This is a genomic window from Bauldia sp., assembly GCF_965232525.1.
Taxonomy (GTDB): Bacteria; Pseudomonadota; Alphaproteobacteria; order Rhizobiales; family Kaistiaceae; genus Bauldia.
Map to the genome: position 1 here is coordinate 320,555 of NZ_OZ246980.1, position 23,245 is coordinate 343,799.

Consider the following 23,245-nt stretch of genomic DNA (forward strand, 5'->3'; position numbering starts at 1 on the left):
GGTGGTACTTTCGGGATCACTTCATGCCGGTCAGCATCACGCTGCGGATGAAATAGCGTTGGGTCACGAGGAACAGCAGGAAGCTCGGCAGGAACAGGATGACCCCGCCCGTTGCGGTGAGATTCCACTGAGTGAAGAATTCCTGATTGAACAGGGTCAGTCCGGTGGTGATCGGCCGCATGTCAGTCGTGCTGACGACGACCAGCGGCCACAGGAATTCATTGAACTGAAAGACAAAGGTCAACAGCGCCAGCGTCGCCAGTGGCGCCTTGAGCTGAGGCAGCACCACCGAGAGGAAAATCCTGATCTCGGATGCCCCGTCGACGCGTGCAGCGTCGATCAGTTCATCGGGGATCGGCAGGATGAATTGACGCATGAAAAAGATACCGTAGGCGCTCATTGCGAACGGCACGATCAAGCCCTGATACGTGTTGAGCCACCCCATCTGCGCGGTAAGGATATAGAGGGGCACGAGGCGAATGAAGAAGGGGAGCATCAGGGTCGACAGGGTCGCCACGAACAGGAAGCGTCGGCCGGGAAAATCCATCTTGGCAAAAACGTAGCCGATCAGCGGATCGAAGATCAGATGGAGCGCGGTGATCCCGCCGGCGATGATGAAGCTGTTGAGAATGAACCGGGCGAATGGCGCCCGCTCCCAAATGTCCACATAGTTCGATACCTGCAGAACCTCGGGAAAGATGATCGGGACACCGCCGAAAATGTCCGCGTCGCTCTGCAGGGACAGCGAGACCATGTAGAAGAACGGAAAGACCGCCAGCAGCACGGCGATCGCCAGCACGGGATAGATAATCGTCTTCCCCAACGGCCCACGCTGATGCGACCCGGGCGACATCAGTAGGAGACCTGCCGGTTGAGCAACCTGAACTGAACGAAAGTGACGATCAGGATGACAATGAACATCAGGAACGACTGCGCGGACGCATAGCCGATGTTAAGTTCCAGAAAGGCCGTCTCGTAGACATGCAGGCTGAACAGGCGGGTGGCATTAGCGGGCCCGCCTCCGGTCAGCAGGTAAGGCGCAGAAAGGTCCTGCAGATTGCCGATCATCCCGACGACCGCGAGAAACAGTGTCGCCGGCATCAACAGCGGTAGGGTGATCATGAAGAACGTCTGGCGCGGCTGGGCACCGTCGATCGTCGCCGCCTCATAGAGCGTCGAGGGGATCCCGAGGATCGCGGCGATATAGATCAGCATCGCATAGCCGACATCCTTCCAGACCGTGATGGCGATCATCGTCGGTAGGGCGGTGCTCGGCGTGTTGAGCCAGTTCTGGGTCGGCAGCCCCAGAACTATCAGGAGGTTGTTCAGCAAGCCGGTATACGGATCGAGAAGGCTCTTCCACATCAGCGCGACAATCACGAACGAGATGATGTAGGGGAAGAAGATGATCGCGCGGATCGCAGCATTGAGTTTCATCGGGCCGCAAAGAATCGACGCAAGGCCGAGGCCGATAAGCAGCGTGATCGACGTCGTACCGACCGCGTAGATCAGCGTGATCCAAAACGAGTGGCGGACGGTCGGGTCGGTGAGTGCGGCGGTGTAGTTGGCAAGCCCGGCGAATTCTGACGCACCGATCAGCGGCTGTCCGCGAAACAGGCTCGCCCAGAACTCGATGGCGATCGGATAAAAGAAGTAGACCGAGAAGTAGATGATACCCGGGAGCAGCAACATGTAGGCGACCAGCGCGTCACGCGTTCGCCGCCTGCGGAGCCAGGCCATCGTCGAAACTCCCTGCGGCGATCGTCCGAGCGGGACGGTTGTCACTTGAGGCCACCAGCGGCACTAAGGCAGGGGCTGGCGTCGGCCACTTGCCGACGCCGCCCGCGTTGCAAAGCCTCTACAGGGGCTTTCGGTTCACTCAGCCAGGATTTGGTTGGCACGCTCGGCGTATTCGGACAACACCTCCTGCGCCGGCCGATTGTTGTAGACGGTCTCGTCGATCGCCGTCTTGAGCAACTGCTCGATCTCGGCGCTCTTGCCGGTGAGCCGAAGTTCCGCGGTGATGTCGCGGGCATAATCGAGACACGCGCCGTAACGGCCAAGAACATCGTCGTCCAGCACGGCCGGATCCTTCGCCCAGCTCTTGCGCGGCATGGTCATGCCGTTCGCCTTCGACGCAGCGAGTTCCGCCTCCAGCGAGACGAAGCGCTTCAGCAGTTCCCAGGCCTCATCGGGGTGCTCGGCCGCGGCGGGAATCATCAGGCTGACGCCGCCCGCGAGCGTGGCTTGCTCCTTTTTGGCCAGCGACGGCGCGATCGCCCAGTTGAGATCGGGATTGCCGGTCCGGATCGGGGTGACGTCCCAGGGACCGGTGATGATCATCGCGGCACGACCGGCGGTGAACAAGCGTTGCGGCCCCTCGTAGTCGGCGCCGGCGACCGGCAGCGGCGCTGCCTGGTCTTCATGGATAAGGTCAGTCACGAACTGAAGCGCTTCAGCCGCCTCCGGGCTGTCGAAAACGACGGTGTTGGTTTCCGGATCATAGTAGTCGGCGCCGTTCTGGAACAACCACGGCCAGTAATAGGCCGGGACCGGATTGGGGGCGAAGCCGAACCGGCCGCTGCCCGTCGTCGCCTTGGCGACCTCGCGGAACTCCTCCCAGGTGGTCGGTGGCGCGTCATAGCCGGCTTCAGCGAGAAGATCGACGTTGTAGACGAGTGTGGCGCAGGTCAGGTGAATCTGCACCCCGTAGTAGGAACCGTCGATCATATTGCGATTGACGGCGAACTCCTGCCAATCATCGGGATAGCCCATCTCGACGCCATCCCGCTCGATGTAGGGGTCAAGCGGCGTGAGCAGACCCTGCTGGGCGAATTCCTGCACCCAGCCGCCAGGCTCGGCAACCAGATCGGGCGTATTGCCAACGGCCAAGTCGGCGACAAGCTTGGTGCGCATATCGGGCCATTGAAACTTCTCCCACTGCACCGTCCAGCCTGGGTGATCGGCCTCGAACTCAGCGATAACGTCTGCATAGGTGTCGTAGGCGTGGCCGGCGTTCCAATAGACCGTCAAGTTCTCCGCCGAAGCGTGGCCGATGCCGAACGCCAAACCGGCTGCCAGGCAAACAGCCCCGACGGTTTTGTTACTCCTGATCATCCCGATTCCTCCCTCTGCGTGTTGGTTCTTGTTCGTTCGAGGTAAGTTAATCGATTAACTGACCGTACGCAACGCGAAAATGGGAATTGCGCGCCTTTGGATCATCTGGATTTCGTCGGCCAGGGACGCGGCTTGAGATGACCGCCTGCGTCGCTGTGGCGTTGCCGTCACCGGACCGCCGGTGTCGATCAGTGTGGGGGGCTGAGCTCGAACGTCGGTCCGAACTCCGATGCAGCCGTTTTTCGGCTAAAGTCGTTTCGCGAGCCGCACTGAACCGTGTCGCCCGTCTAGTGCGAAACCCGGCGGGCTTCGTAGGCGTCGATCTCCTTGGCGAAGCGATCCGCTTCCCAGCCTTCGGCGATCGCGGTCGCGAACAGCTCCTGCTGGCTCGGCGGTGCCATGCCCGATGTTGGCGAGTCGTTGTCAAGGTTGGCCGGAAACGGATAGCCCTCGGCGCCGGCGGCGATGACATTGTCGACGGCCCGATCGGACAAGACGCCCTCGCGCTTCATGGCCGAGACCACCGGATAGAGCGCAACCGCCATCCGACCGCGATCGACGACCTCGATCGAGCGGCCGTAGCCTGAACCGATCTGAAGCAAATTTGCGAAGCGGTGGACGTCGCTGGTCCGGTTCGCGCCCGCAGCGTGGAACACCGCCGGATTGAAGAACACCATATCCCCTTTCTCAAGCGGCAACTGAGCGTAATGCTCTTCGAAGTAAGCTTGGAAGGGCACCAGGTTGGCGGCGAAGTAGCCGGGCAGGTAGCGCTGTGAATAGGGGAGCAATTTGGTCGGCCCGCTTTCGATCGGCATGTCGTTGTGGGCGATGGCTCCCTGCAGCGTCAGAGCGGCCGACAGCCGATGCGCATGCGCCGGGTACTGACGCAATTGGTCGAACGACTGGAAGCCCATATGATAATCGCGATGTGGCGTTTGCGCCTGGCCGCCGGGGCGCACGACATTCACCTGTGCGGTGACCTGGTAGTAGGGACCGAGCCACGAACGGGCGATCAACGGAATGACGTTGTTGGCATAGTAGCGGGCAAAGACCTCGGGAGCGGCCACACACATTTTCTCGTGCGCGTTCCAAACCCGGCTGTTGGCCCCAGTCTTGGCAAAGTGGTCACCGCCGGTGTTGGTCTCGCGTTCCTTTTCGATGATCGTATCGAGAACGGCCGTCGCATCGTCCATGATCGCCGCGTCGTCGATCGCGTGCTTGAAGACGACGATGCCCGGTCCGTCGAGGAAAATCTGCGCCCACTCGGCCATCAACGTGCCGATGGACTGGGGGTCGTCGATCCGGTCCTTGATCGACCGCGCGTCGTAGATCGGGATGTCGCGCTCGACAGTGATCGCATTCGGTGCGCCCGACCAGCCGGAGCGGTCGGCTAGAACGGTCTTGAAGTCTTCGAGTGTGCACGACTCTTCGGAAAGCCAAACGTTTTCCGGTCCGGAAACATGCAAGTTCATGGCGTTCTCTCCTCGATAGCTTGTCTTTGCTGTTAGAGCGAAAGATAGTCTGCTTTGCCGACCTCCGGACAGATCAGAAGCCATCAAAAATCCATCAATGGCGCACCGTTTTCTTCACAAGGATATCGCCCTACAGGCAGGTGTCGGTATCGCGACGGTCGATCGCGTTCTCAACGGCCGAGGCGGGGTTCGCCCGCAGACGCAGCGACGCGTTGAGCAGGCGATAGCCGAACTTGAGCGCCAGGAAACACAGATCGGTCTCACCGGGCGCAAGTTCATCATCGACGTGGTGATCGAAGCGCCGCGCCCGTTCTTCGAGGACGCCCAGACCGCACTGACCGCCAACGCTCCCCTCCTGCAGCCGGCCGTAATCCGCGCCCGCTACGTCAACGACATCGCAATCACCGACGACCGGTTGGAGGCCATCGGCGCCGATCTCAAGAAACGCGGTAGCCATGGGCTGATCCTGATGGCGCGCGACACGGCAAAGACCAACGCGGTGGTCGCTTCGCTGGTCGCCGCCGGGATCCCGGTGGTGGCCTTCGCGACCGACCTGCCGCTTTCGGCTCGTGTCGCCTATGCGGGGATGGACAATCGCGCGGCCGGCGCAACAGCCGCTTACCTGGCCGGGCAGTGGCTCGGGTCGTCCGACGCATCGATTCTGGTCACGACACGCAACGCCCGGTTTCGCGGCGAGGAAGAGCGCGAGATCGGTTTCCGGATCGCAATCCGGGAGCGATACGACCATCTCGGCCTGGTGGAAATTACCCAGGGCGCCGGTGGGCCGCCGCTCGGCCCCCAGGTGGCAACGGCCATCGCGGAAGCGCCGAACCTTCGGGCCGTCTACTCAATCGGAGGAAGCAACCTGGAGATTCTCGAAGCCTTCGCAAACAGCGGACGGGACATCGCCGTCTATATCGCCCACGACCTCGACGCGGAGAACAGCCGCCTGCTCGACGACGGGCGCCTCAATGCGGTTCTGCATCACGATCTCGGCCGCGACATGACCGAGGCGTGCAAGGCCATCATGCGCTACCACCGCGCCCTGCCGGCAGCGCCCGCACCGTCGCCCAACCCAATCCAGGTCATCACACCGTTCAATCGGCCCTGACCCAAGCCTTTGTCAAAGTTGTCGGCTCGTGGCAACATGTGCAAGCGCTTGCAAGGGAGGTGACGATGGCGCACTGGCGGTTGATCAACGCGTCGGTACTTGACGGATCAGGGGCGGCCCCCTTCCTCGCCACCATCGCAATCGACGGCGATCGCATAGTCGCGGTCGCCCCGAAGGACACAGGCGATCCCCCGGACGATGCCGCCGCGGAACCGGGCGCTGCGGTTCTCACCGGGCGCATTGTTTCACCGTCGAACTCGCGAATCAGGCTACGGAACCGGGGAACAAAAACGAGACCCTTCCCTAGGCGGCGATGAAGAAGCCCAGGATCACCGCGCGAGAAGTCGCTTCGGCAGCGGGCGTGTCAGTGTCTGCCGTGTCGCGGGCCTTCACCGAGGGCGCGAGCATCTCGCCGCGTACCCGAAAGAAGGTGCTTAAGGCGGCGGAGACTCTGAGCTACACGCCGAACGTCCTGGCTCGCAGCCTGATGACGCAGCGGTCGCGGTTGATCGGGATCGTCTCCACCAACTTCCGCAATCCGGCGTTCATGGAGATCTTCGACCGATTCACCATGGCGCTCCAGGAGCGGCGGCTTCGGCCTTTGATCTTCAACCTGTCGGCTTCGACCAACTATGACGACGCACTGGAGCTCCTGCTCCAATATCGGGCGGACGGGGTGATAGTTGCGTCATCGACACTGCCGCAGGCCTTTTTCAACGCACTGGAGAAGTCCGACATTCCGGCGGTTGTCGCTTTCGGACGAAGCCTGACGCCGGGATCGATCGGCTCGGTTGCCGCGGACAACGCCGATGGCGGGGCCGTCGCTGCCCGCATGTTGCACGAACGCGGCTACCAGAAGATCGGTTTCGTTGGTGGTCCGCGCAACGCCACGACCACCATCGACCGTCGCCGTGGATTTCTCGAAGTGATCGAGAGGAACGGACTGAGTTGCGTTGAGACCTTCGCCGATCGTTACGCTCACTCGGCCGGAATGAAGGCGGCGGAATCGCTGCTGAGCAAGCATAACGATCTTGAAGCGCTTTTTTGCGGTGACGATATCGTCGCCATGGGCGCGGCCGACGTCATCCGGTCCAAAGGCAAACGTATTCCCGACGATATCGGTCTGATCGGCTTCAACGATATCTCGATGGCGCGCTGGCCGGCCTATGACCTCACCACCATCCGGCAGCCGTTCGAGGACATCGTCGAAAATGCCGTCGCCATGATCGACGATCAAATCGACGGTGAGGGAGGCGCGGCACAGATCCGGCTGTTTGCGTGTAAGGCTGTCGTGCGTGGAACACTTCGGTCGACTAAAGAGACGTCTTAGGGAGCTCGACCCAGGCTCCGTTGTCCTTGGTCGATCGGGCGGCGGCATCGACGGCTGCCACCATCTCCGCGCCGGCGGCCCCCATCGGCAGGAGCGACAAAGCCAAGTCTCGTTCACCCTGTTCGCCGGCGCTGATGGCACGATGAAGATCACGATAAAGGTTCGCAAACGCGACCAGCATCCCTTCCGTATGACCGATGGTGATCCGAGTCGCATCCCGAGCGGCATCGCTGGCCTCGGGATGCCCCCGCTCAATGACGACCGTCGGCTGGCTAAGCGGTGTCCAGAAGAGTTGGTTCGGCGCTTCCTGATGCCAGCTCAGCCCGCCTTTTTCGCCAAAGATGCGGAAGTTGAGCCCATGCATCTGCCCCACGGCGACGGCGCTGGTCCAAAGCCGTCCCAAGGTTCCACTGGAGTACCGCAGATTAAGGGCGGCATCGTCCTCCAGAATCCGGTCGCCAACCAAAGAAGCAAAATGCGCGGAAACAGCTTCCAGGTGCTGACCGGTGACGAATCCGATCATGTGCATTGCATGGATGCCGCAGTCGGCGACGACTGAACTGACACCGGCCTGGTTCGGGTCGTACCGCCAACGGACCCGTGGGTTGTCGGCATCCGCCGCATCCGCGTGGAAACCATGTGCAAACTCGGCGACCGCGAGTCGAATCCTGCCAAGGTCGCCTCGGGCGACCATCGCGCGTGCCTCACGAACCATGGGATAGCCGGAGTAACCGAAGTTGACCGCAAGCAGCCGATCGTTGGCTTCTGCTGTCTTGAGCAGCGCGTTGGCGTCTTCGACGGTCATCGTCAGCGGTTTCTCGCAGAAGACGTGAAACCCATTGCGGAGAAACTCGTTCGCGATCTCGAAATGGGTCGCGTTGGGTGTCGCGACGGTAACCAGTTCAATGCGGTCCGGCCGGCTTCGCTCGCCCTCCAGCATCTCCTGCCAGGTTCCATACGCACGATCGGGGGCGACGCCGAGATCCCGGGCGTAGGCCCGGCCTCGCTCTGGATCGATATCCAGCGCCGCAGCAGACAGATCGATGAGCCCGTCGATGCGGGCGGCGATACGATGCGCGTCGCCGATCTGGCTCCCCTCGCCGCCACCGACGAGTCCCCAACGGAGACGCTGGCTCATGCTCTCTCTCCCTGCGTATTGGTTGATGCAACGGATCGTCTGTGTAAGTCTTGCTGCAAGCGCTTGCAACGCATTTCGCGGCCGCGGAATCCACTGAGGTCCATGCCCCGACAATCAACCATCAGAGCGCTCCGGTCCATCGCCTTGTTCGGTGTGGCAATCGCCTGCTTCTCCGTTGCCGCCTCTGACCGACCGGCAAACCTGCCCGCACCTTTGACCGATGCCGATTTCCCGTCGCCACCGACGGAACGGGTCGCGCTGGGCAGGCACCTGTTTTTTGACCCGATCCTCAGCGGCAATCGCAACATCTCTTGCGCGACCTGCCATCACCCGGATCATGCCAGTGGCGATGGAGTGCCGCTGTCGATCGGCGAAGGCGGTGCCGGTCTCGGTCCCGAGCGGCTTCCTTTGGCCGGAGACAATCGGCCCGAACAACGGATCGGTCGCAACGCACCGCCGCTTTTCAACCTCGGCGCCCGACCGGTCCAGGTTCTGTTCCACGATGGCCGGCTCGAGGTCGAAGGCGATGGCGATGCGGGCTTCCGGACGCCGCTGGGCGACTCGATGGTCGAAGGCTTCAGCGGCTTATTGGCCGCGCAGGCCATGTTCCCGGTGATCTCGGGGGACGAGATGGCCGGTCACTACGGTGAGAACGAGATCTCGCGAGCGGTGCGCAAGGGGGAGATCACCGGCGCCGGTGGCGCTTGGGATCTGATCGCCAAGCGGGTGGCAGCCGTCCCCGAATACGCCGAGCGGTTCGTCGCCGCTTACGATCATATTGAAAGACCTGATGAAATCCGCTTCACCGATGTCGCGAATGCGATCGCCGATTTCATCGCGTTTGAGTGGCGGGCGACGGACAGCCCGTTTGATGCTTACCTCGCCGGCGATGACGATGCGCTGACGCCAAAGCAGAAGGCCGGGATGATGTTGTTCTACGGCAAGGCCGGCTGCGCCGACTGCCACAGCGGTAACCTGTTGACCGATCAGGGATTTCACAGCATCGCCACGCCCCAATTCGGCCCCGGCCGCACCGCGCGATTCGAGAGCCGGGCGGTGGATTTGGGGCGCATGCGGGTTACCGGAAACCCAGACGACGCCTACCGTTTCCGCACCCCGACGCTTCGCAACGTGGCCGCGACAGCCCCCTACGGCCACACCGGCGCCTTCGCGACACTCGACGACGTCGTGCGACACCATCTGTCGGCCGCGACGTCTTTCGAGGCGTGGACACCAGCGGACGTTATCCTCCCGGATTTTCCCGAGGCGACGGCGACCGACTGGGCGATGCACGAGGACGATGACGAGCGGGCACGGATCGTGGCGAGCCTCGACCTCGAACCGGTCACGCTGAGCGAAAAAGAAGTCGCCGACCTGATCGCGTTTCTGGAGTCGCTGACCGACGAAGACAGCCTCGACGGCCGCCTCGGCCGACCGGATCGGGTGCCGAGTGGCCTCCCGTTCGACTGACCTCAGTCGGTTAGCCGCTCCATTCCCGCATCGCGCACGATCCGCACCTCGGCGTTCGCCGCCGTCGGCATCCACGGCGAGCGCGCGCCATCAGGCCAGGTGACGCGCACCTCGATGCTCGTCGCATCACCGAGACCGAAATGCTCCGGCCCGGCAACGCCGCCGGCATGGCCACCACCAACGGTGACCTCCCGATGCTGATGACGGCGGCCGTCACGGACCTCGATCCAAGCGCCGACCGCGTTGGGGTTCGGTGCCGGCTGGGTGAGCACGACCGAGAGCCAGCCGCCCTCAGCCGGGGAGACGTTTTCCAAAATCTCGACGTTGTCCCGTCGATTCAGAACAACGATGTCGAGCTGGCCATCGCGGTTCAGGTCCGCGAGCGCGCCGCCGCGAGCCCGCGCGAAGGAAGCAATGCCCGCCTCCAGGCCGTGTTCGACGAAGCTCCCGTCCGGCTGCTGGATCAGCAGGTTGTTGGGATCGCGCATCGCCATGTCCGGCATCTGCTCGACATTGCCCTTGGCGACGAACAGATCGTCGTGGCCGTCATTGTCGACATCACCAAAGGCAGCGTGCCACCCAGCCGAAGGGCGGCCGTCGTCTCCGGTATAGGGCCGATGAGCGTTGGCGCCGCGGGCATAGGCCTCGTCACGAAAATGCGGTCCCTCGACGCCAGGCTCACGCACCCGGAGTTTCTGGTCGGCCATGCTGGTGAGATAGACCTCGGGCAGACCGTCACCGGTGATGTCGCGACTCGCGATGCCCATGCCCCAGATCTTTAAGGTCTGCCAGCCGTCATTGGCCGTGTAGAGGCGCGGCGCGGCCCCGCTCATATCCCAGAGCTGCTCTTGACCGTCATGGACATAGTAGTGCCGGTCGTTGCTGATCCGGAGATCGGCTCGGCCGCGCCGGTCCCAATCGGAAAACAGCATCGACAGCGCACAGTGACCGGGCTCCAGCGCCATCGGCTCGGCGTAGCTTTCGTTGCCAGCGGGGCGAAACAGCCAGTTGGCATCGCAGGCCTCGAAGGGACCGTCTGGCGCGGCACGATCGACATAGTTGCCGAACGCCAGCGTCGGCAGCGCCTTGCCATCCTCCCACGTGGCGCTGAACGCCGTGGTCCAGCCATCGCCGCCGTCGATTCCCCAGAGCGCGTTGGCGGGCTCGAAGCCGCAGGCACCATCGCCGCGCAGGATCAGGTTCTCGCCGACCCGAAGAACGACCAGGTCCATGGCGCCGTCGGAGTCGATGTCGAGGGGATAGGCACCGGTCACACCGCCGCCGACCCCATCGGGAAGGCGATGCTCCCCGAACCGAACCGGGCCGCCGGGTTCCGATCGATTGACGATCAGCCGCGAGGGCGACTCGCCACCGGCCAGGAAAGCATCGGGGAAGCGATCACCATTGCAATCGAAAACGGCGACCCCGCCGCCGACAAAATGCTCCCATCCACCGGTGTATTCGTGGCTGAAGTCGAAGCCGGGAGCGCGATCGACAAACGCAATCTCGCCGGCCGCGACCGGGTGGGCGGCCGCCAGGAGGGCGGCGCCGAGGGCCAACGAGACGGTGGACTTCGTCAAATCACGCGCGCCAGTGACACTGCGAAGTCGATGCAAGAGAGGGTTAAGCCGCATCCTCACTAACGATCCCCGGTGCGTAACTGCCATCCGGCAGCTTACCGAGGATGATCATCTGCAGCACCTCATCCTTGTCAGTATCCTGGACCCGACCGGTCCACACGTGGCGACCGTTCTTCATCACCGTGATCCGGTCGGCGAGGTCGAACACATCGTGCAAATCGTGGCTGATCATCACCAGGGCCATGCCCTCTTTCTTCAGATTCTGGATCAGGTCGGCGACCATCTGGGTTTCGTGCGGCCCGAGCGCAGCGGTGGGCTCGTCCATGATGATGATCCGGGCGTTGAACTGGAGCGTGCGGGCAATCGCCACCGACTGCCGCTGGCCGCCGGAGAGGTTGGACACCGCCTCGTGGAAGTTCTTGAAGTTGGGATTGAGCCGCTTCATCACCTTGATCGCAGCATGCTCCATCGCCGCCTCGTCCAGGGCGCCGAAGCGGGTCCTGATCTCACGTCCGAAGAAGATGTTGGCGGGTGCCGGCAGGTTATCGGCGAGTGCCAGCGTCTGATAGATGGTCTCGATCCCGTACGCTTTGGCGTCCCGGGGGTTCTGGATGTCCGCCTGTTCGCCGCCGATGACGATCTCGCCGGAATCGATCGGATAGGCGCCGGACAGGATCTTGATAAGGGTCGACTTGCCGGCGCCGTTGTGCCCGAGGAGACCGAGAACTTCGCCTTCATGGATGTCGATGCTCATGTCCTCAACAGCGCGGATCCCGCCGAACTGCTTGTAGACATTGCGCATTTTCACCAGGGCGTCTGCCTTTGCCATAACCAAGCCCTCCGCTCTCACCGTCGCCTGCGCTGATAGAACACGTCGAACCAGACGGCGAATATGAGCACGCCGGCCATGATCATCTGCTGAGGTGAGCTCTCGATGCCGATCAGCACCATGCCGTTACGCAGGCTTTGCATCAGCAGCGCACCGAGCAGCCCACCAACGATCGTGCCGACGCCGCCGGCTAGTGACGTCCCGCCAATCACCGCTGCGGCAATGACCTGGAGCTCGAGCAACTGGCCGATCGACAATGGCGCCGCGTTGAGGCGCGCGGTGGTTATCATCGCGCCAACGGCGGTCAACGCACCAATCAGCGCGAAACTGGTAATGATCACCCGTTTGACGTTGATGCCGGCAAGCTGCGCCGCTTCCGGGTTACCGCCATACCCGTAGATGTAGCGGCCGAAGCGGGTCATGTTGGCGACGTACATCATGATCGCCGCAATCACGATGAGGATAAGGACCGGCACCGGAATGCCGCGGCCGTCGTCCGAGCGCGGGAACGGATAGGCGTTCATGGTCGAGACGAACGCAATGATCAGTGAGGCCCACACGGCCAACAAGCCGATCTCGATCGGCAACGGCTTCACATAAAAACCCAAGCCGGCGCGCCGAGAGCGCTTCCAGAACGTGACGGCGGCGAGGATCAGGAAGCAGATCGCGCCGACGACCCAGCTCCATGTTTCACCAATGGAGCTGCTGATCTGGCTGTAGGTGGAATCGAGCGGTGTGATCGTTCGGCCCTTGGTGAACAACCAGCCGGCGCCGCGGAAAAACATCAAGCCGCCGAGGGTCACCACAAAGGCCGGCACCGACAACGTGGCGATGATCGCTCCCTGGATGCCACCCAGTAGCGCGCCGGCAACCACCATCGCCAGCATCGACACCCACCAACTGTTGGCGCCCTCGAGTGGCAGTACCTCAGTCTGGATAAAACCGCCGAACAGGCCGAGGAAGGCCAGCAGCGAGCCGACCGACAGGTCAATGTTGCGGGAGACGATGACCAGCACCATGCCGGTGGAAATCAGCGCGACCGTGGTGGTCTGCACTGACAGGTTCCACAAGTTCCGCGGTGACAGGAACAGGCCGCCGGTCACCAGGTTAAAGAACAGCCAGGTGACCACCAACGCGCCGATCATCGACAGCAGGCGCAGGTCGATGTCGAGCATGTCAGTGAAGCGATTTGGTTTCGCTGGCGCCTCGACCTGATCCGTGACCGCCATTGAGCCCTCCCTCGCGAACGCCCACCCATCTTTCAGCCGGCCCGTTCGACGCGGGCCTTTTGACTACACCCTTAAGCCCGCTTGCAATTGCTTGCAACCGTCGAACGCGTCCGAACAACCCGGCGAAAGCCAATATGTGGACGACACCGCGCAACCCTCCAAGTGAGATGAAGCTGAAATATTCATATAATATAGATTGTTAGGGGAAAACCGCGGTTCATTTCCTCCGATGCATCAGCGGCTGCGCACACAAAAACGCGATTTGACAGGCTGCTGCCTTCGGCAATAAACTGCAAGCGTTTGCAATTCGAGGTGCGCGAGAACACCTCATAGGGATACCAAGGAGGGAATGGATGCGATCGTTCATCACCAAGGCGGCCGTCGCCACGGCTGTTGCGATGAGTTTCGCGGGCTCGGCGCTTGCCGCCGATGACATCACCGTCGGCGTGAGCTGGTATAAATTCGCCGACGAGCGCTGGAAGATCGACGAAGCCGGAATCATCGACGTGCTCGACAAGGCTGGCGCGACGTACATTTCCGCCGACGCCGACTTCTCGGCCGAGAAGTCGGTCGCCGACATCGAAAACCTGATCACCCGTGGCGCCGACGTGCTGATCATCATGTCGGGTGTCGCCGACGCGGTCGGCCCGGTGGTCAACCAGGCGCTGGCCGAGGGCGTCCCGGTCGTCGCTTACGATCAGATCATCGAGCAGCCGGGCGTCTTCTACACCTCGTTCGACGCCCGATCGGTGGGGCACGCGCTCGCCGAGGGCATGCTCGAAGTCGCGCCGGAAGGCAACTACGCGCTGATCAAGGGCGACAACGGCGACCCGAACACCCACCAGATGTTCGGCGCGTTCGCCGAGATGATGCAACCTTCGATCGATTCGGGCGCGATCACCGTGGTGGGCGAGCAGTTCGTCGACGGGTGGCGACCGGAAACCGCCAAGGACGTGATCGAGCAGATGCTGACCGCCAACAACAACGACGTTCAGGCCGTGATGGTCATGAACGACGGCATGGCGAGCGGCGTTTCCAAGGCGCTTGAAGAACAGGGCATGGTGATCCCGATCTCCGGCCAGGACGGCGCTCCGGGCGCGCTCAACCGCATCGCCCGCGGCCAGCAGACCTTCACTATCTGGAAGAACGCCTACGAGCTCGGCCAGACCGCCGCCACGGTGGCGCTGGCGCTCGCCAAGGGCGAAGAAGTCGAAGGCGCCATGAAGTTCGACAAGGGGCCGAACGGAGTCGAACTCGACGCCGTGCTGCTGCCGGTCGAGCGGATCGACGCCACCAACCTGGACAAAACCGTTGACGTCGGATGGGCCACCAAGGACCGTATCTGCGCCGGCGTGACGGACAACCCTCCCGCCCTTTGCCAGTAACGGCAAAGGCGTCCTGGGAAACGCCCGCCGTTTCCGGCGGGCGTTTCTTTTTGCGCTGACTGATGGGGAACGACGAGCGCTCGGACGGCGTCTGCGTCCGACGCTTCCGTGCGTTCTACTGGACGGAGATACCGACGGACTTCAGGAACGTCGCGTTGGCGCTGGCGTCCTCGACCACCGGGTTGCCGGCGGCAGGATCGCAGTCCTGCTCGACCGTGCCCCAACCGTCATAGCCCAACTCCTCCAGCGCATGCTTGAGGGCGGCGAAATCGACCAAGCCATCGCCAAGGGTGCAGAAGATTCCTTGCGCTGTGGCGTCGTAGAAGCCGGTGCGGTTGGCGATGGCGTCGGCTTTCACGCCCTCGTGGATGTCCTTGAAATGAAGATACGGAGTCCGGTCGCGGTTGACGCGGAAATGCTCGACCGGGTCGTAGCCGGCATAGACGCAATGGCCGGTATCGATGCACAGTTTCAACAAGTCCTCGTCGATCTCGTCGAGCACCCGGTCGATCTCATCGCGGAACTCGATGCAGCCGGCGGTATGGGCATGGATCGAGGGAATCAAGCCATATTCGTCGCGGGCGATCCGCGAGACTTCGGTCAGGCGGCCAACCATGCCGCGCCATTCGTCTTCGGTGAGACGCCGCGCTTCGTCCGGGCGGCCGGCGGTCGGAACCCGGAACTCGGCGATCGAATCGATGATGACGAAATGCTCGGCGCCGTGGGCCTTGAGGCTACGGCCGGTGCGGTGGGCGGCGTCGAGCACGGTGTCCCAGGCGTTCGGATCGTGCAGCGGCTGGAACAGAACGCCGGCGATCAGCTCGAGGTCGCGGCTTTGCAGGGCGTCGCCGAGCACCGCCGGGTCTTCCGGCAGGTAGCCGATCGGCCCGAGTTCGATGCCGTGATAGCCGGCCGCCTTGGCCTCGTCGAGGACCTGCTGCCACGGCGGGTTGCGGGGGTCGTCGGCGAATTCGACACCCCACGAACACGGGGCATTGCCGATCGAAATGGCCATGGTGGTTCTCCCTGAACTCTAAACGTCGACCCAGCGCCGCTCTCGGGCGGAGGTCTCAGCGGCGGCGATCACCTGATTGACTTCGAGGCCGACCCGGAAGGTCGGCCACACCGGCGCGCCGGTCTCGATCGCGGTCAGGAAGTCGCGCATCTCGATGATGATCTGATCATTGTAGCCGGTGCCATGCCCCGGTCCGAGGCAGAAATTGACGTAATCGGGATGGTCGGGGCCGATGAGGATCTTGGTGAAACCCTGGCGGCCGGTGCGGGCGCTCGCGTCGTAGTACCGCAGCGCGTTCTGGTCCTCCTGGTCGAAGCGGATGGCGCCCTTCGAGCCGGTGATCTCGTAAGCGAAGCCCATCTTGCGGCCGGTGGACACCCGGCTGATGCTGATGCAGCCCATCACGCCGGAGGCGAAGCGGCAGAGGATGTTGGCCTGGTCGTCGTTCTCGACGGTCTCCGGCCCGTCCGGCCCCGGCCGGGTCGCGTAGGCGGTCTCGATATCGGCGACCAGCGAGGCGATCGGCCCCATCAGCCGGTGCACCGCGTTGATGATATGTGGCGACAGGTCGCCCATATTGCCGCCGGAGCGCTTCTGGGTGCGCCACGACCCCATCTCGTCCGGATCGGAGAAGAAGTCCTCGGTGTGCTCGGCCCGCATGTTGATGATGCGGCCGAGTTCGCCGGCCTCGATCATCTCCAGAGCAAGCTGGGACGCCGGCGTGCGGATATAGTTGAAGCCGACCATGTTGGGGAGGCCCGATTCCTCCGCGGCCGCGACCATCGCCAGCGAATCGTCAACGGTCTCGCCGAGCGGTTTCTCGCAGAACACCGGCTTGCCGGCGGCGAAGGCGGCCAGCGCGATCTCCCGGTGGGTCCATTGCGGCGAGGCGATGGAGACCGCCTCGACCTTCGGGTCGTTGACGAGTTCGCGCCAGTCCGCGGTGGACCGACGGTAACCATATTCCGCCGCCTTGGCCTTCGCGCCTTCCTCCGTGGTCGCGCAGATCATCTCGCACACCGGCCTGAGGTTGGTGCCAAACACGGTTCCGACCGATTTGAGGGCCACGGAATGGGCCTTGCCCATGTAGCCAGTGCCGACGACCCCAAAACCGATGTCTCGCATGGCTCCACCCGCTTGCAAGCGCTTGCAATTCGCGAACCACCGCGTAACATAGGTTTCAGGGAAGCGAAAGCGCCTTCCGGCTGATAAATGAGCAAAAATCGACGCCGGCGAGGCGTTCCCGGCTGTGTTCGACGGTGAAAGCGATGACGACAATCCGACTGACGACGGCTCAGGCCATCGTCCGATTTCTGGCCAACCAGTACATCGAAATCGATGGCGACCGCGTCCGCTATTGCGGCGGCGGTTTCGCGATTTTCGGACACGGCAACGTGCCCTGCCTGGGCGAAGCACTCTATCAGTATCGCGAGGAGCTTCCCCTGTGGCGCGGCCAGAACGAGCAATCGATGGCGATGGCGGCCGCCGCCTATGCCAAGGCCAAGCTCCGCCGCCGTTTCATGTTCGCAACGTCTTCAGCGGGTCCCGGCACCGTCAACATGGTGACGTCGGCGGCACTCGCCAATGCCAACCGGCTGCCGGTGCTGATGCTCTGCGGCGACATCTTCCTGACCCGGCTACCCGATCCGGTCCTGCAGCAGGTCGAGAATTTCGGGGACCCGACCATTTCGGTGAACGACGCGTTCCGTTCGGTCACCCGCTTCTGGGATCGGATCACCCATCCGGCGCAGATCATCCAGTCGCTGCCGGCTGCCCTCAACACCATGCTTGACCCGGCCGATTGCGGCCCGACGTTCCTTGGCCTGCCGCAGGATGTCCAGGGCTGGGCGTTCGACTATCCGGAAGAATTCTTCGCGCCGCGAACCCACCGCATTCGCCGGCAGGAGGCCGATCCCGCCGATATCGCCGACGCCGTCGCGTTGTTGCGAGAGGCCGAGCGACCAGTGATCATTGCCGGCGGTGGTGTCCAATACAGCGAGGCGACCGAGGACCTCAACACATTCGCCAAGACGCACAACATCCCGGTCGTCGAAACCATCGCCGGCCGCGCCAACCTCACCTTCGACGATCCGCTCAACATCGGCCCGATCGGCTCGACCGGTTCCAACTCCGCCAACGCCATCGCCGGACGCGCGGACGTCGTGCTGGCGGTCGGAACACGACTCCAGGACTTCACCACCGGCTCTTGGACAGTATTCGACAAGGACGCACGAATCGTCTCCATCAACGTCGGGCGGCACGACGCGTCCAAGCACATGTCGGTCCCGGTGGTCGGCGACGCCAAGTGCGTCCTCGGCCAGCTCGACAAAACCCTCGGCGACTACGCAGCGCCCGACGGCTGGATGGCGGAAGCGCAACAGGAGCGCCAAGCCTGGGACGCCTATGTCGACGGCAACATCCGCGCCGGCAACCGGCCGGCCTCTTACGCGCAGGTGGTCGGCGCGGTCAACCGGCTGATGGAGCCGCGCGATCGGGTGGTTGCCGCCGCCGGCGGGCTGCCGGCCGAGGTCACCGCTAACTGGCGTACCAAGTCGATCGGCAGCGTCGATGTGGAGTTCGGCTTTTCCTGCATGGGCTACGAAATCGCCGGCGGGTGGGGCGCCCGCATCGCCCAGATGGAAACCGAACCGGAGCAGGACACCGTCGTTCTGGTCGGCGACGGTTCCTATCTTCTTCTGAACTCGGATATCTACTCGTCGGTCCTCACCGGCAAGAAGCTGATTGTCGTGGTGTGCGACAATGGCGGGTTCGCGGTCATCAACAAGCTCCAGAACAATACCGGCAACGCGTCGTTCAACAACCTGATCGCCGACTGCAATATCGAGGGCGAGCCCTTCGCGGTCGACTTCGCCGCCCACGCCCGGTCGATGGGCGCCCTGGCCGAATCGGTCGACAACATCGCCGAGCTGGAAGAAGCGTTCGTCCGCGCCAAGGCCGCGGACCGGACGACGGTGATCGCGCTCAAGGTCGATGCGTTCGAGGGCTGGACCGACGAAGGCCACGCCTGGTGGGAGGTGGGCCTGCCGGAGGTGAGCGAGCGCGAAAGCGTTGATGCCGCGCGCGACGACTGGAACGCCGGGCGCGCTCGCCAGCGGATCGGCGTCTGACGTGATTTCCTCTGCCCTTCAGGATCGGCTGCGGCGCAATCGCTTCGTGGTTATCGGCCGTGCCGGGCTCGACCTTTATCCCGACCCCTTCGGTACCAAAATCGCCGAGGCGGATCGGTTCCGCTCCGATGTCGGCGGATCGGCAGGCAACATCGCCGTGTCCCTTGCCCGCCTTGGCGCGCAGGCAAGCCTGATTTCTCCGCTTGCCGACGATCCGGTCGGCCGTTTCACCCGCAACACCCTCGGCCGATACGGGGTCGACACGGCGCTGTGTCGGGCCATCGGCGGCGAGTACCGCAATACCCTGGCCCTTGCCGAGATCCGGTCCGAAGACTGCGAGGTGGTGATCTATCGCAACGGCGTCGCGGATTTCGAGCTTTCGATCGCGGACGTGGCCCAGATCGATCACCGTTCCGTCGGTGCCGTGATCGCCACCGGGACGGCGCTTGCCCGCGAGCCTTCGCGCGAGGCGACTTTGGAAGCCATGAGACAGGCGAGAATTGCGGGAACGCCGACGATCCTCGATATGGACTATCGCGCCTACTCGTGGGGCTCAGGCGACGAAGCCGGACGGGTCTACCGGGAAGCCGCCGATCTCAGCGAGATGCTGATCGGCAACGACGACGAGTTCGGCGTTGCGGCGGGCGGACGCGATCGCGGCGAGTCCTACGCGCGCGATCTCGCCGCCCAAGCCGGCGCGCTCGCCGTCTACAAGATGGGCGAACGCGGGGCGCGAACCCATATTGGAAATGAAGTCATCGAGACCGGGATTTTTCCGGTCGAGACAAGAAAGCCGTTCGGCGCCGGCGATGCTTTTCTGGGTACGCTGCTTGCTTCGCTGGCCGGCGGCAAGGCGCTCGATGAGGCGCTGGAACGCGGGGCGGCAGCTGCGGCACTTGTCGTATCCCGTGACGGCTGTGCGTCGTCGATGCCGGACAACGCTGAACTCGCGGCCTTCATGGCCAGCCGGACTCTCATTCCCGCCAAAGAAGGGGCGTAGACATGCACATCCTGCCTTTCGACAATCGCAATCAGCCGATCGTCGATGTCAATGATCCGAGGGTTCCGCTCGTCTACTTCAACATCGTCAAGCTCTCTCAAGGCGAGGACTTCGCCTATCAACTGCCCGGTTACGAGAGCTGCGTGGTTCCCGCCACCGGCATGATCGACGTCACCGTCGAGGGTCAGACCTTCACAGCGATCGGGGGACGCGGTGTCGACGTTTGGGACGGCGAACCGGAAAGCGTCTATGTCCCGAAGGGTGCCGAGGCGACATTCCGCTGTACCAGCGACACCGCCGAAGTGTTTATCGCCGGCGCCAAATGCGAAGAAGTGCTCGAGCCATTCGACGTCCGCGCCAAGGACATCGACCTCGTCCAGTACGGCTCGGACGACACCAAGACCCATCGAAAGATCAAGCACATCATCGGCCAGAAACAGGCCGACCAGGTCAGCCGCCTGCTGGTTTCCGAACTCTTCACCGTGGGCGCCGGCGGCTGGTCCGGCTTCCCCTCACACAAGCACGACACCAACCGGTTGCCGGACGAAACCCGTCACGACGAGGTCTACAATTTCCGTTTCAAGCCGAAGCACGGCATGGGGATGCAGCTCCTGCAACTTGAGGACGGCAAGCCGGGCGAGGCGTTCCACATCGTCGATGGCTCAACGTTTCTCATCGAGAAGGGCTATCACCCCTGTGTCGCCCTGCCCGGCTACGAGATGTACTACTTCACCATCCTCGGCGGCCTGAGCCAGCGGCCGCTGATCCAATACTTCCAGCCGACCCACGCCTATCAGGTGGAGACCATTCCCGGCATCAAAGACATGATCGCCAAGTTCAAATAGGCGATGCCGGCGGCGACCCTCAGCGACGTTCTACAGCCGGCACTGCGCGACGGCTACGCCGTTGCCGGGCTGGTGGTCCTCGGCTGGGAGGACGTGGTTGCGTTCGTTCGCGCCGCCGAGGCACTCGACGCGCCGGTGATCCTGCAAGCCGGTCCGGGCTGCCGGAAACACACGCCGATCGCGGTTCTCGGGACGATGTTCCGAACGCTGGCGGACCAGGCCTCGGTGCCGGTGGTCTGCCATGTCGATCATGGCTTCACCTTGGATGAATGCGTGGCGGGGATCGAGTACGGCTTCACATCCGTGATGTATGACGGATCGAAACGCCCGCTCGCCGAAAACATCGAGACAACGGCCCGCATTGTCGAAATCGCCCGCGCCGCCGGCGTATCGGTCGAAGGGGAAGTCGGCGTCGTCGGCTATTCCGGGGGAGGCCAATCATACGGCACCGAGGCTGACGAAGCCGCGCGCTTCGACGCCGAGACGGGGGTCGACGCGCTCGCCATCTCGGTCGGCAACGTGCACCTTGTCGAAGACTCATCCAGCGTCATCGACTGGGACCGGTTGCGAGCGATCGAGGCAGTCACCCGGTCACCGCTCGTCCTCCATGGCGGCAGCGGCCTGACTGCCGGGACGCGCGCCGAACTCGCGCGGACGAGCCGGGTCTGCAAGTTCAACATCGGCACCGAGTTGCGGATGACCTTCGGCGCCGCGCTACGCGAGACGCTGGCGGACCACCCGGAACTGTTCGATCGGATCGCGATCCTCGACAGAACCATGGCGCCAATGGAGGCGACGGCCCGTCAGGTGATCGCCAACCTGTTACCGGCCCACTGGCCGGTCGAGAATCCAGCCGGCGGCGCGCCCGGCGGCTGACGACCATCCGCGATTTCCTCAGGTCGCGACCGGGAAGCGGGCGCGGACCTCGGCCACCTGCTCGGCGGTCAGCGGCGCCGTAGGGCTGCCGCGTAGAAGCAGAAACAGCTTCGCCGTCTCCTCCAGCTCCTCGGTCGCGTCGACCGCATCGTCCAGCGATTTGCCGGCGACCACCGGGCCATGGTTCGCGAGCAGCACCGCATGATGATCCGAGGCCATCTCCTTCACCGCCCGGGCGAGATCGACATCGCCCGGCGGATAGTAGGGGATCAGCGGTAGCCGACCGATCCGCATCACGTAGTAGGCGGTGAGCGGCGGCAGCACGTCGGCCGGATCGATATCCGCCAGGCAGCTCACCGCCACCGAGTAGGTTGAATGCAGATGGACGATCGCGCCTGCGTTCGGTCGGCTTTCGTAGAAGCCGGTATGGAGGAAGGCTTCCTTGGTCGGCTTGTCACCGCCGACATGACGGCCGGCACCGTCGAGCTTGGAGATGCGGGCCGGATCAAGGTCGCCGAGGGACGAGCCGGTCGGCGTCATCAGCCAGCCGTCATCGACACGCGCGCTGATGTTACCGGTCGATCCGAAGGTGAGGCCGCGCTGGAACAGCGAGCGACCGACGGCGGCGATCCGGTCCCTGAGTGCGGTTTCGTTCATGGTTGTCCGGCGGCCTCGCAGCGGTTTCTCAAAGCTGGGGCAGCCGGTAATCCTCGAGGATCGCCATCAGCTCCCGGTTCGCCCGTTGCCGGTGACGACGGTAGGTAGCCCGGGCTTGCTCGCTGTCGCCGGCGAGGATGTTCTCCAGGATTTCGCGATGCTCCTGGGTCGAGCGGACCGGCGGCTGGCGGAGCCGCAAGGTGATCATCCGGGCGCGATGCACTTGGCCGAACAGGGTCTCGGCGAAGCCGGTCATTCGGCGATTGCCGTGCAGCCGGAGGAGCTTACGGTGGAACCGATCGTCGGCTTCGGCCCAGGCGTCGAGGTCGTTGTGGGCCAGCGCGTGTTCCATATCCGCGGTGGCGGCTTCCAGTTCGCCGATCGCATCGCGGTCGAGATTGCGCTGGGCTAATTGCGCCGCTGCCTCCGGCTCAAGCGCGGTGAGAATCTCGTAGATGTCGCGCATGTCGTCGGCATAGACCGGCAGGACGCGAGCGCCGCGCCGGGGGATGAGCTCGACCAGCCCATCCGCCTCGAGCCGGATCAACGCCTCGCGCACCGGCGTCCGGCTCATGCCAAGGCGAACCGCGATCTCCGGCTCCGGCGCCTGGAAGCCAGGCGGCATCCGGTTCATCAGGATCTCCGCCTTGAGCCGCTCATAGGCGTTGTCGACCCGGGTCGTCTTCGCAGTGTCAGCCATCGGCCCAGCCTTTCCCTCATGCTGCCCCGACTATACAGCCTGGCCCTGCCCGCCACACCCCGGACCTCTGCCTCACGTCTCGACGACGGTGAAAGTGCGGATGTCCTTGGATACGACCATCGCCGCGATCGCGGCATTGAAGCTCCTGAAGTGCTCCGTCTCGAGGTGCGTGGCGAATGCGGCAGCGTCGACATAGAGCTCGTAGAGGAACACCTCGGTCGGCCGCGCCGGGTCGGTGCAGATGTCGAAGCGTAGACACTCCGGTTCGCGGTCCAGCGAGTTACGCGCCTGCGCCTGCATCAGCGGCCGGAAGGCATGTACCTGTGCCGGGTCGATCTCGAAGGAAACACATACGGCGAACAT

The 23,245-nt window shown here is 63.5% G+C and carries 21 protein-coding genes; 8 read left to right on the top strand and 13 right to left on the bottom strand.

Going from position 1 to position 23,245, the window contains the following annotated elements; all coding sequences use genetic code 11:
* Positions 1-16 precede the first annotated feature (16 nt).
* The 4 genes from ACO076_RS01525 to ACO076_RS01540 all read right to left on the bottom strand — a co-directional run bounded on the left by ACO076_RS01525 (position 17) and on the right by ACO076_RS01540 (position 4,589).
* On the bottom strand, positions 17-823 hold the full coding sequence (locus tag ACO076_RS01525; protein ID WP_421724976.1) for a carbohydrate ABC transporter permease: 807 nt from the start codon (positions 821-823) through the stop codon (positions 17-19).
* A 29-nt stretch (positions 824-852) separates the two neighbouring features.
* Complete coding sequence (locus tag ACO076_RS01530) at positions 853-1,740, bottom strand: carbohydrate ABC transporter permease (RefSeq protein ID WP_421724977.1); 888 nt, start codon at positions 1,738-1,740, stop codon at positions 853-855.
* A gap of 135 nt (positions 1,741-1,875) precedes the next feature.
* On the bottom strand, positions 1,876-3,117 hold the full coding sequence (locus tag ACO076_RS01535) for an ABC transporter substrate-binding protein (protein WP_421724978.1): 1,242 nt from the start codon (positions 3,115-3,117) through the stop codon (positions 1,876-1,878).
* A 287-nt stretch (positions 3,118-3,404) separates the two neighbouring features.
* The gene (locus tag ACO076_RS01540; RefSeq protein WP_421724979.1) at positions 3,405-4,589 is read right to left on the bottom strand and encodes a phytanoyl-CoA dioxygenase family protein; all 1,185 of its coding nucleotides are present in this window, start codon (positions 4,587-4,589) and stop codon (positions 3,405-3,407) included.
* Between the two features lie 97 nt (positions 4,590-4,686).
* Here ACO076_RS01540 and ACO076_RS01545 point away from each other — a divergent pair, with 97 nt between their 5' ends.
* Entirely contained in the window at positions 4,687-5,700 is a 1,014-nt protein-coding gene (locus tag ACO076_RS01545) for a LacI family DNA-binding transcriptional regulator (protein WP_421724980.1), read from the top strand.
* Between the two features lie 313 nt (positions 5,701-6,013).
* Positions 6,014-7,030, top strand: coding sequence for a LacI family DNA-binding transcriptional regulator (locus ACO076_RS01550; protein ID WP_421724981.1), 1,017 nt, complete (start codon positions 6,014-6,016; stop codon positions 7,028-7,030).
* Here ACO076_RS01550 and ACO076_RS01555 read toward each other — a convergent pair.
* The gene (locus tag ACO076_RS01555) at positions 7,014-8,168 is read right to left on the bottom strand and encodes a Gfo/Idh/MocA family protein (RefSeq protein WP_421724982.1); all 1,155 of its coding nucleotides are present in this window, start codon (positions 8,166-8,168) and stop codon (positions 7,014-7,016) included. The two genes, ACO076_RS01550 and ACO076_RS01555, sit on opposite strands and share 17 nt — an antisense overlap.
* A gap of 102 nt (positions 8,169-8,270) precedes the next feature.
* On the opposite strand from ACO076_RS01555, the gene ACO076_RS01560 reads away from it, so the two are divergent.
* The gene (locus ACO076_RS01560; RefSeq protein ID WP_421724983.1) at positions 8,271-9,638 is read left to right on the top strand and encodes a cytochrome-c peroxidase; all 1,368 of its coding nucleotides are present in this window, start codon (positions 8,271-8,273) and stop codon (positions 9,636-9,638) included.
* A gap of 2 nt (positions 9,639-9,640) precedes the next feature.
* Here ACO076_RS01560 and ACO076_RS01565 read toward each other — a convergent pair whose 3' ends face one another.
* Genes ACO076_RS01565 through ACO076_RS01575 form a run of 3 tightly spaced genes read right to left on the bottom strand, consistent with a single transcriptional unit; the run spans position 9,641 to position 13,276 of the window.
* Positions 9,641-11,218, bottom strand: a complete 1,578-nt coding sequence (locus ACO076_RS01565) for a CRTAC1 family protein (RefSeq protein ID WP_421724984.1) — start codon at positions 11,216-11,218, stop codon at positions 9,641-9,643.
* A 43-nt stretch (positions 11,219-11,261) separates the two neighbouring features.
* Entirely contained in the window at positions 11,262-12,047 is a 786-nt protein-coding gene (locus ACO076_RS01570) for an ATP-binding cassette domain-containing protein (protein WP_421724985.1), read from the bottom strand.
* Positions 12,048-12,064: 17 nt separating this feature from the next.
* Entirely contained in the window at positions 12,065-13,276 is a 1,212-nt protein-coding gene (locus tag ACO076_RS01575) for a sugar ABC transporter permease (protein ID WP_421724986.1), read from the bottom strand.
* A gap of 353 nt (positions 13,277-13,629) precedes the next feature.
* Here ACO076_RS01575 and ACO076_RS01580 point away from each other — a divergent pair, with 353 nt between their 5' ends.
* Complete coding sequence (locus ACO076_RS01580; RefSeq protein ID WP_421724987.1) at positions 13,630-14,661, top strand: substrate-binding domain-containing protein; 1,032 nt, start codon at positions 13,630-13,632, stop codon at positions 14,659-14,661.
* Positions 14,662-14,776: 115 nt separating this feature from the next.
* Here the strand turns inward: ACO076_RS01580 and ACO076_RS01585 are convergent, their stop codons facing one another.
* The gene (locus tag ACO076_RS01585; RefSeq protein WP_421724988.1) at positions 14,777-15,676 is read right to left on the bottom strand and encodes a TIM barrel protein; all 900 of its coding nucleotides are present in this window, start codon (positions 15,674-15,676) and stop codon (positions 14,777-14,779) included.
* Between the two features lie 18 nt (positions 15,677-15,694).
* Positions 15,695-16,801 (bottom strand): Gfo/Idh/MocA family protein, encoded by a 1,107-nt coding sequence (locus ACO076_RS01590; protein WP_421724989.1) that lies wholly within the window; start codon positions 16,799-16,801, stop codon positions 15,695-15,697.
* 143 nt (positions 16,802-16,944) lie between these two features.
* On the opposite strand from ACO076_RS01590, the gene iolD reads away from it, so the two are divergent.
* The 4 genes from iolD to ACO076_RS01610 are packed head-to-tail and all read left to right on the top strand — an operon-like array spanning position 16,945 to position 21,525.
* Positions 16,945-18,804 carry a 3D-(3,5/4)-trihydroxycyclohexane-1,2-dione acylhydrolase (decyclizing) gene (iolD, locus tag ACO076_RS01595; RefSeq protein ID WP_421724990.1) on the top strand — a complete coding sequence of 620 codons (1,860 nt, stop codon included), beginning with the start codon at positions 16,945-16,947 and terminating at the stop codon, positions 18,802-18,804.
* Complete coding sequence (locus tag ACO076_RS01600) at positions 18,749-19,804, top strand: PfkB family carbohydrate kinase (RefSeq protein WP_421724991.1); 1,056 nt, start codon at positions 18,749-18,751, stop codon at positions 19,802-19,804. Before iolD ends, ACO076_RS01600 begins: the two co-directional genes overlap by 56 nt.
* Positions 19,805-19,806: 2 nt before the next feature.
* A complete protein-coding gene (locus ACO076_RS01605; protein WP_421724992.1) occupies positions 19,807-20,649 on the top strand; it encodes a 5-deoxy-glucuronate isomerase in 843 nt (280 codons plus the stop codon).
* 3 nt (positions 20,650-20,652) lie between these two features.
* A complete protein-coding gene (locus ACO076_RS01610; RefSeq protein ID WP_421724993.1) occupies positions 20,653-21,525 on the top strand; it encodes a class II fructose-bisphosphate aldolase in 873 nt (290 codons plus the stop codon).
* Positions 21,526-21,543: 18 nt separating this feature from the next.
* Here the strand turns inward: ACO076_RS01610 and otnC are convergent, their stop codons facing one another.
* The 3 genes from otnC to ACO076_RS01625 form a co-directional block, all read right to left on the bottom strand.
* Positions 21,544-22,182 carry a 3-oxo-tetronate 4-phosphate decarboxylase gene (gene otnC / locus ACO076_RS01615; RefSeq protein WP_421724994.1) on the bottom strand — a complete coding sequence of 213 codons (639 nt, stop codon included), beginning with the start codon at positions 22,180-22,182 and terminating at the stop codon, positions 21,544-21,546.
* Between the two features lie 28 nt (positions 22,183-22,210).
* Positions 22,211-22,882, bottom strand: coding sequence for a GntR family transcriptional regulator (locus ACO076_RS01620; RefSeq protein WP_421724995.1), 672 nt, complete (start codon positions 22,880-22,882; stop codon positions 22,211-22,213).
* Between the two features lie 72 nt (positions 22,883-22,954).
* Entirely contained in the window at positions 22,955-23,245 is a 291-nt protein-coding gene (locus ACO076_RS01625; RefSeq protein ID WP_421724996.1) for a putative quinol monooxygenase, read from the bottom strand.